The following is a 14,481-nucleotide window of genomic DNA, read 5'->3' as shown; positions in this document are numbered from 1 at the left end:
AAAAGGGTGGGTAAGGCGCAAACCCTTGACCGCTCCAGCCGCGATGGCAAGCCCTGTCCTCCGGCCAAAAGCTACAGACGCGAAGTGCGCACAGAAATGACTTCCCGCTCGGTGACGATGGCATCCATGCAGATGTCGTGGCGTTCATAGGGGATGTCGCCCCGGATCTGCCAGGAGTAGGCGAGGGCGACCTTTACCCCAGAGACACCGGCGAGGAAGCGATCGTAGTAACCCCCTCCGTGCCCGAGACGGTGCCCCAGCCGGTCAAAGGCCAGTCCCGGTACCAGCACAAGATCGGGGCACGGCGGCTCGACCGCCGGTTCGGACTCGGGCGGCTCCAGGATGCCAAACATCCCCGGCGCGAGCGACTCCCAATCACGCAAACGGTGCCAGCTCATACGGCCGCCGTCGTGCGACTTGGGCGCGAGAATCACTTTATCCGAAACCGCGCCACCGACCAGCGCGTGCGTGCAGACTTCGTTACCCAGCGAGAGGTAGGCGCAGACGGTGCGCGCCTCGCGCCAGGCGGCCAGTCCGTTGACCCGCGCACAGATATCGCCACTGGCAGCTTCGACCTCCTGCCAGAGCATTCCCCGGCGACGGGCGCGGACTTCTGTGCGCAGGAAGCTTTTTTGCGAATGGGAGTTCATTGACGAAGGCATGGGATTTGGGTTGTCATGCGGGTGGGAAGCTTTTTTCTGGAAGCATCCATGACCGAAGAGGCAATAAAGTCAAATATCCGGACCATTCGTGACTGGCCCAAGCCGGGCATTAATTTTCGCGACGTCACCACGCTTTTTGAAAACGCCGACTGCTTCCGCGCCGTCATCAAGAGCCTCGTTGGCTGGGCACGTGAACGCGACCTGAACTGCCTGGCCGGTATTGATGCCCGGGGCTTCGTCCTGGCCGGGGCGCTGGCCTATGAACTGGGCCTGCCGCTCGTGCTCGTCCGCAAGAAGGGTAAGCTCCCCGCCGAGACCTTGAGCGAAAACTACACGCTCGAATATGGCCAGGCTACGATTGAAGTCCACAACACCGACACCATCCGCGGCCAACGGGTGCTTGTGATTGACGACCTGCTGGCCACTGGCGGCACCGCCCTGGCAGCAATCCGGCTCATGCGGCGCCTCGGCGCCGAACGCGTGGACTTTGCCGCCATCATCAACCTGAGCGAGCTTCCCGGGCAGCAACTGCTGCACGAGGACGGTATCCACACCTTTGCCCTGTGTAACTTCAACGAAAGCGAGTAACCCTCGGCCATGCCAAACGACACCAACGGCGTTTTCTTCTGGCTCGATCTGGAGATGACCGGACTCGACCCGCAAACCGACCGCATCCTGGAGGCGGCCTGGATCGTGACCGACAAGGATTTTAACGAACTGGCGACCTACGACACCGCCATCTATCAGGAGCCGGAGACCCTGGCCGCCATGAACGACTGGTGTAAAAAAACGCACACCGAAAGCGGCCTCGTGGACCGCGTGGCCAGCGGCATCGGCGAGGACGAGCTGGAGGAAAAACTCCTCGACACGCTCGCCGCGCACTTCGGGCCGGACCCCGTCCTGCTGGCGGGTAACTCCATCGGCCAGGACCGTAAATTCGTGGACCGCTACCTGCCGAAGTTTTCCCAAAAGCTGCACTACCGCATGCTCGATGTGAGCAGCTTTAAGGTCGTCTTCCAGACCTGCTACGGCAAAAGCTTTTCCAAAAAGGGCACCCACCGCGCCCTCGACGACATCCGCGAGTCCATCGGCGAACTGCGCTACTATCTCAGCTTTATGCAGGGCTGAACGAGTGCGCCCCGGCCCGCTACCGGTACTCGTACTGATAAAGATTTTCAGCGACTTTGATATACGAGGGGTCGGTGTGCGGGCTGAGACTCCCTTGATCTACAGTCGGTGCAGGAATATAGTACCCCCGTTCGCTGACAAAGCCGTCTTCCATGCGGACATACAGCCCCGTCGGCTTTAGCCAGACACGCTCAGCGCCGAGGGCGGTAAGCGTGGGCGAGATATTGGCGTCGGGCATGAGCCGCTTCGTGTATTCGAGTTTCGCTACATGCTCACGCGTAAAAATCGCCTCAGCTTCCCGGACAATGGCCGCCTGCTGCTCCGCCGAAAGCCTCACTTGGGAATCGCCGCGGCAACCGCCGACGATCATCAGCAGGAGCAGGGTGGCATAAAGCCGGCAGGCATTGTTCGCGCCTTTGATAATCTTCCGGTTTGAAGGTTGCCGTTCTCGTGAAGGGGACGAAGCTTCACCCTAAAATCTACTTGGAGCTGGTATCCTCGGGTTCCAGCCGTCCGTAGAGCTCCGCCAGCCCGCGCAGGTAAGTTGCGCTCCCGCGCCAGAGCGTGTCGAGTTGCTCGGCATGGTAGCGCCATTGCCAGTTGCCGGCGGCTTCGCCGGGGCGGTTCAGCCGGGCCTCCGAGCCGAGGTTCATCAGGTCTTGCATCGGGATCACCGCCAGCCGCGAGACCGAGCGGTAGGCGGCCCGCACGCAGTCCCACTGCGGCACCGAACCGTCCACGCCGAAGTAACGCCGGAAGTGGTCCTGGGTCGCCCCGTCGGCCGAGCGATACCAGCCCAGCGTCGTGTCGTTGTCGTGGACCCCGGGGTAGGTCGCGCTGTTGCGGGAGAGGTTATGGGGCAGGTAAAGGTTTTCCGGCCCCGAGCCGAACGCGAATTGCAAAATCGCCATGCCCGGCAGGCCGGTGGCCGTGTGCATGGCACGCACCTCGGGGGTGATGTCACCCAGGTCCTCCGCGATCAGCTTTGCCTCGGGGATGGCTTTCTGCACCGCCCGGAAAAAGTCCAGCCCCGGACCCGCTTCCCATTTTCCGCCCCGGGCATCCTTGGCCCCGGCGGGAATGGACCAGTAGGACTCAAAGCCCCGGAAATGGTCGAGCCGGACGACGTCGTAGAGCCTGAAATTCGCCTCCAATCGTTGAATCCACCAGGCGTAGCCGTCCTTTTTATGCTGCTCCCAGTCAAAGAGGGGATTTCCCCAAAGCTGTCCCAGCGGCGAAAAATAATCCGGCGGGACTCCCGCCACAGCGGTCGGTTGCCCGTCCTTACCGAGCTGGAAAAGCTCGGGTCGGGTCCAGACATCAGCGCTGTCCAATGCGACAAAAATCGGTACATCTCCGATAATGCCGACGCCCTTCTCGGCAGCGTAAGCCCGCAGTTGTCGCCACTGGGCAAAAAACAGATACTGAGTGAAGCGAACGGCATCCATCTGGGAATCAAGCGCTTGAGCCAGATCGCTTTTTTGGAACCCCCGGTAGGTGCAGAGCTTTTTCGGCCATTCAAACCACGGCTTTCCCTTAAAATGAGCCTTGCAAGCCGTGAAAGCGGCATAAGGGGTAAGCCAATCAGCCTCTTTTTCGCAAAACTCGACATAAGACCCGTAGCCGGACAGTCCCTCAGGTTTGGCACCATAACGCTGACAGGCGAGTTCGAGAATAGGCCAAAAACGCTGATAAAGACTACCATAGTCCACATACTCGTGGGGGAGTTGCCGCAGAGGCTTCAGTTCGCTGTCCTTGAGCAACCCGAAACCGACCAGAGCTTGCAGGTCGATTAGATAGGGATTTCCGGCATGGGAGGAAAAACACTGGTAGGGCGAGTCACCATACCCGGTTGGCCCCATTGGACAAAGCTGCCAGTAACGTATTCCGGCCGCCGCCAGAAAATCGACGAGTCTTCGCGCTTCACGCCCGAGTTGCCCGATGCCAAGGTCTCCAGGCAGGGAAGTCGGGTGCAACAGGACACCGGCATGACGTTTTTCGAGCCAGGGAAAGAGTGGTGAATCCATAAATGTTTCATCAGAGCTTGGAACCCCAAGCCCCAACCGTCAAAAACAAAGGGGAGAGGACGCACTTCATGGGTCCGCAGATCCCGCCCAACAATATAGGCATAATGTTTAGTCTGTCTGGCCTAGTCGGGCTGGGGTAGTGCCCCTACGGTCAACGGCTTTTTGAATCCGTAGGCTTTGCCCATAAGCGAAGCTTATCTTATGCACACCGGAAGCCGGGGAGAAATTCCCCAATCTTTACCGATCCAGACCAAAATATGCCCGGTTTTGATGCAGGAAGCAAGCCAACGCGCTATCAAACGAGCCTCTGACTTGTACCGCGTCACAAAGAAATGCTCCGGCTTATCCGCTAGAACGGAAACCTTTATGACTTCGCCCATGCGGGTACGGCGTCGCACCAAAAACAGGACCTTGGGTCGCTGCACAAACTCAAACTCAAGTTGCCTCATTTTGGGCACGTTGGCTATGCTCTGCCTTGATGTCTTGGGCAATGCTGAAAATAGTACCCCGCAATCCCCAAGCCCAGTTAGAGCCGAACTCCCGGCGAAAGTCCGCCTCTGAGGTAAAACCTAGATCTTGTGCGATCTTTGCGACCGCAAGCCGCCAAGCCCGGCCTGACTCAACGAAACCAAACCCGCGCTTAGTTGACGGCTTCCAGTTGATAGGAGCATATAGACGAGCGCCCCGAAACTCAATCGGCCTATCTAGGTCGGATACGTACTTGCTTGCGTATTCTGCTGCCGCTTCGCCTGCCTTGTAAATCGGTACGGCTTCACTACGACCAAAGCCGAACCGTTCCAGACGCCGGAAGAATGTCCACCATTCCCGCAACTCATCGTTGGCACTTGCCCCATAGATACGAGTCGCTTTGCGCCCCTCGGCCGAGGCCCAATGATGCGCTCTGGCCTCTTGGTAAGCGTCAAAATCGAAGCCCCGGCGCACGTCTTGACCCGTTGCAATGACCAGATGGTAATGCGGCTGTCTAGACTTGTGAGGCTCCAATATCCGGCATCCCTTAAGGATAGCTGGCCGAATAGCGTTGCTGGCAGCACTATTCCACGCCTTTTGAGCTTCCTTCAAGGTGACAGGTTTAGGAAACGTCAGGGTACCGAACAGGATTGTCTCTATTCCTTCGATTTGGATTAGCTCCAGGACAGCTTCAGCAATGATCAATTTGGAGGCTTTTTGCGCTGTCGGCCTGTAGCTTTGGATTGAGTTGTTTGTTTCTAGACAAGGAAGAGCGGCGGGCGATTTTGCCGCGTGCGCCGGAGGCGCACTTGCGGCAAAATCTGCGCCGCTCGTTTTCGTTCGAGACTTGACATTCGTTCGAGAATGTACAGGGCTTTGCATCGAAAATTCTCCTAGATTTTCTATTTGTTGAAACCCGGTCTGTGAGCGCAGATCGGGTTTTTTCGTTGGCATGCGGGACAGCGAGGCCGAAATCAGGCATTCTACGGCTCCTCTGGCGCGTCTTCGGGGCATAGGGCAGGGCGAAGAGTGCAAGGGCAGGGAGCGCCCTTGGATAGTTCGCTATTTCGTCGCCTAATCCTGCGAAGCTGCGCGGGCTAGTTGAGCCCGCCAACGCAGCTTCTCCGGGGCGACTTAGCCACCGGCTGCACCTTGCAAACACGATGATGAGGCTTTGCCTCATGAGGGGCCGCGATGCGGCCCCGCCAGCGGGACAAAACCCTCTATGGTCTTGGCGGCGATGCCGCCAAGGGTGAGCAAAAGCTGAGTACAGCTTTTTCAGTGGGGGATAAAACAGTAGATAGCCAGGGGACCTAGCTGAAGCTAGGTCAGTCGGTGATGACGGGAGACCCGCCTTCGGCTGGTGGCCTCTATTGGATGGGGCAACGGCAGAGCCGGAAGACAGAGAGGCCGGACCAGACGGCCCGACCTCTCCGCAAAAACTGCGATGTACGCGGGCCATCAGGCAGCGGCCAGCGGATTCTCGGCGTAGGGCTTCGCGTCGAACTTCTGAAGGCTTTCGGCGCGGATCTTCGCGAAGTTCTTCTGGCCGAATCCCGGCGCGATCACCCAAATGGCCTCCTTGACCTTATGGCGGGCCTTGGAGCCGGGCGTTTCGATCCCCATAAGCTTCAGCGCTTCGAGCGTGGCCGGAGCCATAAAGGACAACTGCGAGTCAAAGCCGCTAGCGGCGATGGTGACCATAATAGAGGCCGCGTATTTGCGGCCATCCTTCACGGATTCGCCGGAGTGCTGGACCTCGATGTTCTCTTCACGGATTACTAAGTGCTTCATTATATTTTAGTATTTTATTGTTTGGTTGTTTTTGGCCCTGCTGCTCATCAGCCGGGAAATTTTCAACGACGGGCACATAGGTAAAGACCTCGCCCGCTATCAGCGCGGTATTGTCCGCTCTGCGGAAGCCGCCAAAGTCAGGATGCGTCTCGCGGATAACTCGACCGTCACCGAGGCGCAAAGACACGAAATCAAACGTGCAATAACCGACCTGATCCGCTCTCTGCGGATCTAACATGCGTGCGCGACCTTGGATCGTGAAAGCCTTTATCGTGCGATCCGGTTTTTCGGGTACAGGCTCTAGAGTCACGGATTGATCGACCGCCGCGGCGGTTTCTGCCTGGCTAATTGCGACAGGAGAGACGGGGGCCGCTACCGGCTCGCTCTCGCCCTGACCGGCAAAGAGCGCTCCGGCCCCGGCCATCAAACCGCCAAAGGCTAAACGGCGCACCCAACGACGGGCAGAGCGGCGCACGGTGTCAGCTTTCGTCACCGCGTGTTCGACCTTCTTGACCTCGATTTGAGGCGCGGAGCGGATAACCTCTAAGGCTTTCGACTGTATGTCATGGGAGACATAAAGCTTGTAGATGAATTTACGTTTCCAGCGGAACGCTGAATCATATTTCAGCTTCGGATTACGGGCGTCTACTTCCGCGAAGATGTAAGCCGGAATCGGCAAACCTATGCCTAGCCATTTCATCTTCTGGAGATCTCGGAACCATAAGACACTTTGCGCTTTGTTGCGGATCTGCGCCAAAATCTCCGTGAAGTGGTGAGCGATGAAAACCGTATCAATGTGGAGCTTTCGAGCGTGGACGATCATTTCCAGAACCGCGCGGTCCATCTGGCGCTTGTCCATCGTGTTATGGTGCAGGCCCGCCTCGTCAATGATGAGCTTATTGGGCTTGTCTCGCTCACCTTTCACGAGCAGATCAACGAACGACGAAGCCCTTTCGGGGTCAATGTGCACATACTGGCGATCATCGAGCAACAGGTCTTTTTCGTCCTCGAACCAGTACTTGAGACGCTGCCAACGGAGCTCGATATTCGTCATGACGATGCCGCCGCGCTCAAGGGTTTCCATAGCCTCTACAACGCCGTGATAGGACTTATAACTACCGAGCGTACCGGCAAAGACTCTAAAGATTGCGTCTTTCATCAGGCGATAGTCGGAATGAAGGATTTAACGATGCGAACGACAGCCATAACGCCGCGAAGTGCTAACAGGATCGTTCCTAATGCGAACATCAGATCGAGCGGAACAAAGGTGTTGACCGACACCCAGAAATCAGACGCAACCGAATCCAGATGGTGATTGCCAACCGTCAAATCCATACCGGCTACACGCTCGTCAATCCACAGGATGAGCTTATTCAGCATCGCCATAGTATACGCAATGATGGCGTAAGAGGCGGTCAGGAAACCAATGATCGGCGCAAAGAGTAGCTGCATCGGCTTTGAGAGCTTTTGCACCCATCCTAGCAAGTCTTCAAGAAGCCCAAGAATGCTCATGATGCGAACCCTCCACGGATGAGATTCACGCACGCTATGACGAACATCACTAATACGATAGCTTCCTCCAGTATGCGCACTAATTCGATGACTTGACGATGGGCCGTTAGGTCAAAGGTGAAATTCAGGTCCATACCGTGGAAATCACCGCCGTTTATCTCATACGTGTAGTTGCGCCCACTGACGACGGGCAGAGCCTCTAGGGACGGCAATGAATTAATGATGCGGTCCACCATGCCGCCGATGCCGTCTAGTTCTTCGGTGTCACCTTCGCCCCATTCTGGCCCCTCGGGGTAGTTGTCGCCGTCAGCTGAGACGCCCGATCCATCACCAGACTTACCGATAGATTTAGCCACGTCCTTAGCCGCTTCTGCGCTCTCGCGAACCGCCTGCCGGATGCGTTCAAGTTCCGCCTTCTCAGCCTGGGCAATCTTGCGCTCTTGCTCTAGCTGTTCTTGGTGTCGAGCTTCGGAATTCGTCTCCTGAATCGTCGTATCAGTGCTCGCCCCCGAGGCATCAGCCCGGCCCTTATCGCCCGGGGAAAGCGTGGATGTTGATGAGCCGTCACTACCTTTGACTGTGGGGGAAGAGTTGATAGGCGTTTCGCCGTCTGACTCGCTCGTACTAGAGGCGTAATCACCCACCTTTGTCAAAGTCCCGTCAGAGTTCTTTTTCCAAACGCTCATTGAATACGGGTCAAGACGACTGCCGCCGTGGATCGTCTTACTCTCGCCCGGCTGCAAGGTAACCTCTCCGGTCTCTACCGTGCCGTCTTCGTGGACGATACTGTAAATATAGGTCTGCGGCTCATCCGTGCCATTATAGATTTCCCCCGTTTCGGCGTTGTGAAAATACAGGGCTTCTGATGGCTCCGGATCAGGGTCAGGATCGGGGTCTGGATCGCCCGTAGCCGTTCCTCTGAAGGTGATTACGTACTTCTTATCCGTGACTTGATCCGTAGTCCAAGAGACTGTCAGGCCGTCCGCAGCAACAAAGCTGCCACTTGTGCCACCTGAGGACAAAAGAGTCGCCTTACTGCTGTCGGCATAGACATACACCGTGTGCAACTGGAGCACGAAAGACGAATTCGCGGTGTAGCTCCATTCCCCACCGTCACCGACCGAGAAGCTTGCACCTCCGGTCTTGTGGTCTGTCGTGGCACCAGAGCTACCCGTCTTGTAGTTAGCCCGGCCCTCATAGTAAAAGGCTTGAGAAGCCGAAGCGAAAAGCGGAAGCAAAGCTATGAGGATTAGGCGTTTCATTACTAGCGCTGTTGTGACCAGAACAAGGCCCAAATCAGGATTACGACAGCTGCAACCTGTGACTCTAACGCGACGCGCATTTGAGCGTTAAGCGCCTGCATCTGGCCTAGGATTTCCTGTAGGAGTTGGATTTCGTCCATGTGGAACAGGGGTAAGGGTAGGGGCCGGACTCTCGCCCGACCCCCAGCCTCGATTGATTAGCCGGCAATGGCCGCCCACATCTTCTTGATGAAGCGGACGCCCTTGGGGGCCGCCATGAGGAGCACAGCCGCACCGGCAATCGCCATACCGGCGGCGATGATGCCAGGGATTTCGCTGGTGATACCGGTCTGCAAAGCCGAAAAGTCAATTTCGGCGCGTGCGGCAACGGTGCTCCCCATGACGAGGCCACCGGCGATGATCTTGTTTTTCCAGTTCTTCATGTCTGCTCTTGGTTTGGGTTAGGACGGAATGTCCGACGCTGCGTCAAACACCCGCCAGAAAAAGCGAACAATCACTTGCGACCACCACGCCGCACCATAGAAGGCCAGCCAGACGCTGACGCCTTGCAAGAAGTCCGAGATTTCAAAGGGCAACATAACGTGTAGTGATTTTTCGGATACGTGGACGAACTACAGCGACGAACCTAGGGCCGCGCTGGTACTTACGATGGGAGGCAGGAGCGGACGGCGTGCACGCCCGCCCCCGACCTCTGAGCCGATGGGGAGCAACGCTACTCATCGAAAAGCCTTGCTGTGATGATTTCAGCGCAGAGCGCGGAAACGGTGGTCCCTTGAGAGGAGGCTAGGGCCTTTAGCCGCTGGCGCTCGCGGGATGTCACGACAAAACAGACCGTGCAGTCCCGAGGTTCTGAACGCATGAACATGCGCGGCAAACGGCGAGTGGGAGCGGGATTGATACCACTCATTTCCCGCTCCCTTCCATTCGCTCCGGTTCCTGTACAGGAAAGTCTTTGTCTAGGCTGGCAATGACTCTACGCGCTGCACTGAATGCAGTGAAAGCCATAGCTAAAGGCATCAAGAGCGCCGTAAATTCGCGGAATTCGGCTGAGAAGTTACATTCAAAACGACGCTGCCGAAGGCGAGCTAGTGAACGTCGGCCCTTGGCCCCCTTGGGGAATTTGAGGCGGCGCTTCATGACTGTTCCTCCGCAGCTCGCAAAATGAAGCCGTTAAGTATGTCGATTGCGTGTTCAACACCCGTAGAAACGCCGTGCCAGTACTCAGAATCACAAGGGTGCGAATTGGCACGCTCCCGGAAATCATCGCGGCTCTCGACTAACGATTTTAGTAGCGCGTCAAGCGGAAGCGTTAGCGTCCGAGCCTTCACGCTGAGACCTTTCCCTTGAATTCACCATAGGTACGCTGAAAATCAGCAAGCATATCCCTGTACGCATCAGCGTGACCTTCACACCATAACTTGACGTCTTTGTTTTCCGGCCTTTGGGAAAGCTCAGTCCAAGCTTCAATTTCACGTGCTAGCCTGCGTAGCGTATTTTCAAGGCGGTACTTGATGATTGCTGCTTCGTCCATTTTGGAGCCTTTGGTTTGAGTGGTTATGTCTTGAGCAGGTTTATTAACCCTTGTGCATTCGGAACCTATAGGAAGGTGAATACACCTGTAAACGAAATTGACTCCACCGTGAAAGGGTATAAGATACCTTCATTATCATGCCGAATCAGCTCAGCCCAAATTCGGACCGTATGTCTATCGTTCTGCCTCGCGAAGTGAAGGCTCAGATCGTGCAATTCTCTAAGGAGGACAAGCGCACGATTTCAAACTGGGTGTCACTCAAGCTTGAAGAACTTGTAGCTAACGAGTCCGCAAACCGTTCAAAGAAAACGGCTTAAGGCTCGCGGGGAAGGATGCCGCAGGCATAAGAAATCGCCCATCAAAAACTAGACGTAATGTTTATTGTGCGAAATGTCGGGGGTATTTAAAAATCCGCTATGGACCTGAGTCCCTTTAGCGGTCAGCCCTTAGCGCCGTGCTGCTCAAGTAGTTTCTCGATGTGAAAGCGAATCCAATTGGAGGCCGAACGACCTTCCTTTTTGGCTACCTTTTGTATCTTCGCTTTCATTTCTTTCGAGACAACCACGCCCAGCAAGGCGGAGTCCTTACCCATCTGTCCTGACATAGTTTCAGCAAGGCTTATAGATGCCTTGGAAAAAGTCAAATGCCTTTACTCGGCTTTAAAAGCCATTAAATCTTAAAGGCGTATAAAGCCGATGCAAGCCATAGCAAGAAAACTGGATTCCATAGAAAAGCCTCAATACCAGGGCTTCCTCTCTGTTGGTTCGCCTCTGTCTCTGGCGTCCAATGCCTCCCGGATGGCCTCCTTGATGAGCCGTTTCAGCCATTCACGCAATGCGGGGATGAACCACATCCAGAAAGCCACGTTAAGCAGGACGATGGCAACAGACATTCCAATTAGGATAATCCGCCAGCGCAGGGCTATTTCTTCAAGGGCAGTCATAACTTTGATGCCAAGTATCACACTTGGCCACTAAGGCAACGAAAACCACACAAACCGAAGGGACCGAAAATGAACACCACCGATGAAACCAAAGCTTTGCAGAAAGCACTTCTTGCGCATGGCTTTTATATGCCGACTCCTACAGCTCAAATTCTACATGGCTGGCGTCTCATCGTAAGTGATGGCGGCTTAGTGTTCCGTGCTAGTTTCACTTGCGAGCCTCAGTTTTTGGATCATTACGCACGCCAATTGCGCAATGCCTGCGGTGAGCGCTACAAGGTCGTGCGCAGCGGTCGTCGTCTCATCGTCAGGCGCATCCTCAAGGGAAAGGCCACAGCGTGAAGACTCCGACGTTAACGCTTCCGCTTGACGCGCTACTAAAATCGTTAGTCGAGAGCCGTGATGATTTCCGCGAGCGTGCGAATTCGCACCCTTGTGATTCTGATTACTGGCACGGCGTTTCTACGGGTGTCGAACACGCAATGGACATCCTTAACGGCTTTATTCTGCGGGCTGCGGAGGAACAGTTATGAGCACGCCTTGTGCCCTATCGGCCTTGTGCGCTCTACGTGCCCAGGTGCAATTGATCCACGGCGGTTTGCGCTGTTCTTTTGGTGTCGCGGGCGAACTCGCGCTTGACGCCATGCGGGACGAATTACTCTCGGCCATCGAAACCGAAATTTTGTTACTTCCCATTGAGGATTTCAGCGGGCGGGGTTCGGTCCCTCCTGCAAGTGGTAACGGGGGTGAGGCATGAGCACGCCTTGCCTCACCCCTCAACCCTCGCGCCGTTGTCGTGGCGGCGATTTCCGCTTTGCCACCCTCACCTTTCCCGGCCCTCTTGAACAAGCTTCTGCTTGTTCCCCAAGCCAATTTCCCGCCATCCCCGGCTTGACTGGCTGTATTCAGCCAGTCCCCACCCTGAGCATGCCGCAGGCGTGCTCACCCTCTACTGTTTTGGATTTCCGAGGTGAAACCGGGAACCTCCCCGGCAGCCTCCCGCCATCCACCCACTTGCACGGCGGAACCTCCCGCCTGCTTTCCGTTTCTTCTGCTCTCGTGCAGCGCTTCTGCATTGCTGGCTCAACATCGCTGCCCCTCTTCACGTCACGGCAGTTATTTGGAGAGCCCCGTTTCATAGCTGACTGTGTTGCTTACCGCTTTTCGGCGGGTTTTCCCAAAGCCAAAAAGGATGCCTCCGCATGAGCAAGAAGCTCCGTCAAAGCCCCCTGCTCCACCCTTCGCAACGGTCAAACCCGGTGGCGAAGCTGGAAGCCGATCAGGAGAAAGCGGCCCGCCGTGCTCGCGTGCTCAAATGGCGTTTTCCTCCCGAGCAACCCAAAGACACCTACGATCCTTTTGATACTGCCCGCATTCGCGGTGAGTACGTGCGTGAGGAACTTTGTCATGCTCTGGCGGATACAGAGCCGGTCCACAATACAGAGGTTGAAGTCGTTCCGTACCGGGCAAAGAGCTACCTCTGCGAAGGTGGCGGACGTCTCGTCCATGATGACATGAAACGGCGCGGCCTGCCGGTAGATTTTACCAACTGGTTATTTGTCACGCTGACACTGGACCGCGAGCTTTTTGACTGGGATCCCGAATCAGGCTACCTCGCGGGCAAAGACCGCATCCGGCGCATGTTTGAATACCTCAAGCGTCACGGGTTTGTTTTCGATCGCTGGCTGTGGAAACTCGAATGTCACCCCGACTCCCCCGAGTGGACGCACTGGCATCTACTGATTGATACCCGGCGCTTTTTGCCCTGGCAATTGCTGCAACGCGCTTGGGGCCTCGGAGGTACCGATATTGAGCGCGTAGAGCGTCGCGGTCGCGGGGTCTACGTTGGCGAGTATGAATTTAAATACGTCTTCAAGCCGGGCACCGAGATTCCCGAGTGGATGAAGAAATACAAGCGTATCCGCTTCGTGCAGACTCGCGGCATTTTTGAGCCAGAGGACAACGACCCATCCGACGACGACGGCGACACCTCCGAGCGCGAACAGACCGAAAGCATCACCATCGGTGAACGCCTTGACCAGTGGAAACGCAAGGTCACGGTCATCAAGCGCAATTCTCACGGCGTGCAAATGCGGGCCTATGAACTGGACTGCACCGCGCAAACACTCTTCGGGCGCATCTGGGTGGCGGCTACCGTGTACCGCCACCTTGTCGCGCCCTATCACGCAATCGTAAGAAACACTAAAATCCTAACGCCTTATGTCAGACGAAAAACAGAGTTCGCAGAAGATCAGCAAAGAGTTGCTTGATAAGTATTTTATCGAGCCCGCAACCGGCCAGATGGGCAAAGAGAAGCCCGTCGAGGGCCTTTTACTCGCCGGGGAAGTGGTTAGCCTCAACCACAAGTCCTTTGTCAAGGAGCAGAACGGCCAAACGGTCTATTCGGTGCAGACCTCGGTCGAAATCGAGGCCAACGGGCGCAGGTACCAGCATCAGGACTGGGCGAACCTGACGGAAGGCCAGACTCCGCTGGCGGAAAAGCTGCGCGAGAAAGAGCGCTATGTCTTTTCCGTGGGTGGCCTCAAGACCTTTGTGGTCAATGACGGTACCTATACCGGCAACGACGGCAAAGAGCGCCCCAACCGTGTCGCGGAGCTTGTCCAGGTGCGTTTTCTGGAAGTGGTCGATCTCGAAATTCGGGCGAAGCCCGCAGCGGGGGCGGTCGGCGGGCGTGATGCCGGCGGAGCCGGCGCGCGCCCGAAGGCCGCTGCCGCCTAGGCTTGATTCACCTTTCGTAACTGACGCAAGCCAGCTTACGCAAGGTGAAGCAAAAGAAACTTTCGGCCATCGGTGGCCGGGAAAAACAAACCATCAAAACTGAAAATACGATGAATAAGATTAAAGCATTCCTCATGTTCCTGTTCGCCTTCGCGCTGTGCTTCGGTGCTGCGCAGGCGCAGGAAGTCTCGGCCATTGATACGGCCATCACGACCCTTGAAGGGGCCGGGACGACCATTGCCGGTGTCGCCGGGACGCTGGCCGCGATTGCGGCCTCGGTCATGATCTGGGGCAAGGTCCGCAAGTACTTCGGCAAGGCTGGCTGAGCAATCGGGGGAGTGGCTGCCGTTGGTGGCCCCTCCCCCATCACTTTAAAAACATCATGTTGGGAGCAATCATAGGATTCGGGGTTGGG

20 protein-coding genes are annotated in these 14,481 nt (G+C 56.4%); 6 read left to right on the top strand and 14 right to left on the bottom strand.

Features of this window, described 5'->3' with window-relative positions:
- Positions 1 to 71: 71 nt before the first annotated feature.
- Positions 72 to 662 carry a 5-formyltetrahydrofolate cyclo-ligase gene (locus tag H5P28_RS07155; RefSeq protein WP_185675020.1) on the bottom strand — a complete coding sequence of 197 codons (591 nt, stop codon included), beginning with the start codon at positions 660 to 662 and terminating at the stop codon, positions 72 to 74.
- Between the two features lie 48 nt (positions 663 to 710).
- Between H5P28_RS07155 and H5P28_RS07150 the strand changes: the two genes are divergently transcribed.
- Together H5P28_RS07150 and orn are read left to right on the top strand one after the other, a co-directional pair.
- Entirely contained in the window at positions 711 to 1,250 is a 540-nt protein-coding gene (locus H5P28_RS07150; RefSeq protein WP_221773376.1) for an adenine phosphoribosyltransferase, read from the top strand.
- Between the two features lie 9 nt (positions 1,251 to 1,259).
- Positions 1,260 to 1,790 carry an oligoribonuclease gene (gene orn / locus H5P28_RS07145; RefSeq protein WP_185675018.1) on the top strand — a complete coding sequence of 177 codons (531 nt, stop codon included), beginning with the start codon at positions 1,260 to 1,262 and terminating at the stop codon, positions 1,788 to 1,790.
- A gap of 19 nt (positions 1,791 to 1,809) precedes the next feature.
- Here the strand turns inward: orn and H5P28_RS07140 are convergent, their stop codons facing one another.
- The 13 genes from H5P28_RS07140 to H5P28_RS07080 all read right to left on the bottom strand — a co-directional run bounded on the left by H5P28_RS07140 (position 1,810) and on the right by H5P28_RS07080 (position 11,327).
- Complete coding sequence (locus H5P28_RS07140; protein ID WP_185675017.1) at positions 1,810 to 2,160, bottom strand: hypothetical protein; 351 nt, start codon at positions 2,158 to 2,160, stop codon at positions 1,810 to 1,812.
- A gap of 109 nt (positions 2,161 to 2,269) precedes the next feature.
- On the bottom strand, positions 2,270 to 3,817 hold the full coding sequence (malQ, locus tag H5P28_RS07135) for a 4-alpha-glucanotransferase (protein WP_185675016.1): 1,548 nt from the start codon (positions 3,815 to 3,817) through the stop codon (positions 2,270 to 2,272).
- 435 nt (positions 3,818 to 4,252) lie between these two features.
- On the bottom strand, positions 4,253 to 5,239 hold the full coding sequence (locus tag H5P28_RS07130; RefSeq protein ID WP_185675015.1) for a hypothetical protein: 987 nt from the start codon (positions 5,237 to 5,239) through the stop codon (positions 4,253 to 4,255).
- A 507-nt stretch (positions 5,240 to 5,746) separates the two neighbouring features.
- The gene (locus tag H5P28_RS07125) at positions 5,747 to 6,079 is read right to left on the bottom strand and encodes a hypothetical protein (protein WP_185675014.1); all 333 of its coding nucleotides are present in this window, start codon (positions 6,077 to 6,079) and stop codon (positions 5,747 to 5,749) included.
- Positions 6,057 to 7,238 carry a zonular occludens toxin domain-containing protein gene (locus H5P28_RS07120; RefSeq protein ID WP_185675013.1) on the bottom strand — a complete coding sequence of 394 codons (1,182 nt, stop codon included), beginning with the start codon at positions 7,236 to 7,238 and terminating at the stop codon, positions 6,057 to 6,059. The genes H5P28_RS07125 and H5P28_RS07120 overlap by 23 nt, the downstream gene beginning before the upstream one ends.
- Positions 7,238 to 7,591 (bottom strand): hypothetical protein, encoded by a 354-nt coding sequence (locus tag H5P28_RS07115; RefSeq protein ID WP_185675012.1) that lies wholly within the window; start codon positions 7,589 to 7,591, stop codon positions 7,238 to 7,240. Before H5P28_RS07115 ends, H5P28_RS07120 begins: the two co-directional genes overlap by 1 nt.
- Positions 7,588 to 8,853: a hypothetical protein gene (locus H5P28_RS07110; RefSeq protein WP_185675011.1), complete on the bottom strand. Its 1,266-nt coding sequence runs from the start codon at positions 8,851 to 8,853 to the stop codon at positions 7,588 to 7,590. Before H5P28_RS07110 ends, H5P28_RS07115 begins: the two co-directional genes overlap by 4 nt.
- 197 nt (positions 8,854 to 9,050) lie before the next feature.
- A complete protein-coding gene (locus H5P28_RS07105) occupies positions 9,051 to 9,275 on the bottom strand; it encodes a hypothetical protein (RefSeq protein WP_185675010.1) in 225 nt (74 codons plus the stop codon).
- Between the two features lie 18 nt (positions 9,276 to 9,293).
- Positions 9,294 to 9,431: a hypothetical protein gene (locus tag H5P28_RS07100; protein ID WP_185675009.1), complete on the bottom strand. Its 138-nt coding sequence runs from the start codon at positions 9,429 to 9,431 to the stop codon at positions 9,294 to 9,296.
- Positions 9,432 to 9,756: 325 nt separating this feature from the next.
- Positions 9,757 to 9,990 (bottom strand): hypothetical protein, encoded by a 234-nt coding sequence (locus H5P28_RS07095; protein ID WP_185675008.1) that lies wholly within the window; start codon positions 9,988 to 9,990, stop codon positions 9,757 to 9,759.
- Between the two features lie 187 nt (positions 9,991 to 10,177).
- Entirely contained in the window at positions 10,178 to 10,384 is a 207-nt protein-coding gene (locus H5P28_RS07090; protein WP_185675007.1) for a hypothetical protein, read from the bottom strand.
- A 439-nt stretch (positions 10,385 to 10,823) separates the two neighbouring features.
- Positions 10,824 to 10,988 carry a hypothetical protein gene (locus H5P28_RS07085; RefSeq protein ID WP_185675006.1) on the bottom strand — a complete coding sequence of 55 codons (165 nt, stop codon included), beginning with the start codon at positions 10,986 to 10,988 and terminating at the stop codon, positions 10,824 to 10,826.
- Between the two features lie 132 nt (positions 10,989 to 11,120).
- Positions 11,121 to 11,327, bottom strand: coding sequence for a hypothetical protein (locus tag H5P28_RS07080; protein ID WP_185675005.1), 207 nt, complete (start codon positions 11,325 to 11,327; stop codon positions 11,121 to 11,123).
- Between the two features lie 69 nt (positions 11,328 to 11,396).
- Here H5P28_RS07080 and H5P28_RS07075 point away from each other — a divergent pair, with 69 nt between their 5' ends.
- The 4 genes from H5P28_RS07075 to H5P28_RS07060 all read left to right on the top strand — a co-directional run bounded on the left by H5P28_RS07075 (position 11,397) and on the right by H5P28_RS07060 (position 14,392).
- Positions 11,397 to 11,669 (top strand): hypothetical protein, encoded by a 273-nt coding sequence (locus H5P28_RS07075; protein WP_185675004.1) that lies wholly within the window; start codon positions 11,397 to 11,399, stop codon positions 11,667 to 11,669.
- A gap of 860 nt (positions 11,670 to 12,529) precedes the next feature.
- Positions 12,530 to 13,597 carry a hypothetical protein gene (locus H5P28_RS07070; protein WP_185675003.1) on the top strand — a complete coding sequence of 356 codons (1,068 nt, stop codon included), beginning with the start codon at positions 12,530 to 12,532 and terminating at the stop codon, positions 13,595 to 13,597.
- Positions 13,548 to 14,066 (top strand): hypothetical protein, encoded by a 519-nt coding sequence (locus H5P28_RS07065; RefSeq protein ID WP_185675002.1) that lies wholly within the window; start codon positions 13,548 to 13,550, stop codon positions 14,064 to 14,066. The genes H5P28_RS07070 and H5P28_RS07065 overlap by 50 nt, the downstream gene beginning before the upstream one ends.
- 110 nt (positions 14,067 to 14,176) lie before the next feature.
- A complete protein-coding gene (locus H5P28_RS07060) occupies positions 14,177 to 14,392 on the top strand; it encodes a hypothetical protein (RefSeq protein ID WP_185675001.1) in 216 nt (71 codons plus the stop codon).
- Positions 14,393 to 14,481: the final 89 nt, after the last annotated feature.

The organism is Ruficoccus amylovorans (assembly GCF_014230085.1).
Taxonomy (GTDB): Bacteria; Verrucomicrobiota; Verrucomicrobiia; order Opitutales; family Cerasicoccaceae; genus Ruficoccus; species Ruficoccus amylovorans.
The sequence above is the reverse complement of the archived record's forward strand: the minus strand, read 5'-3'. Positions and strand labels throughout refer to the sequence as shown.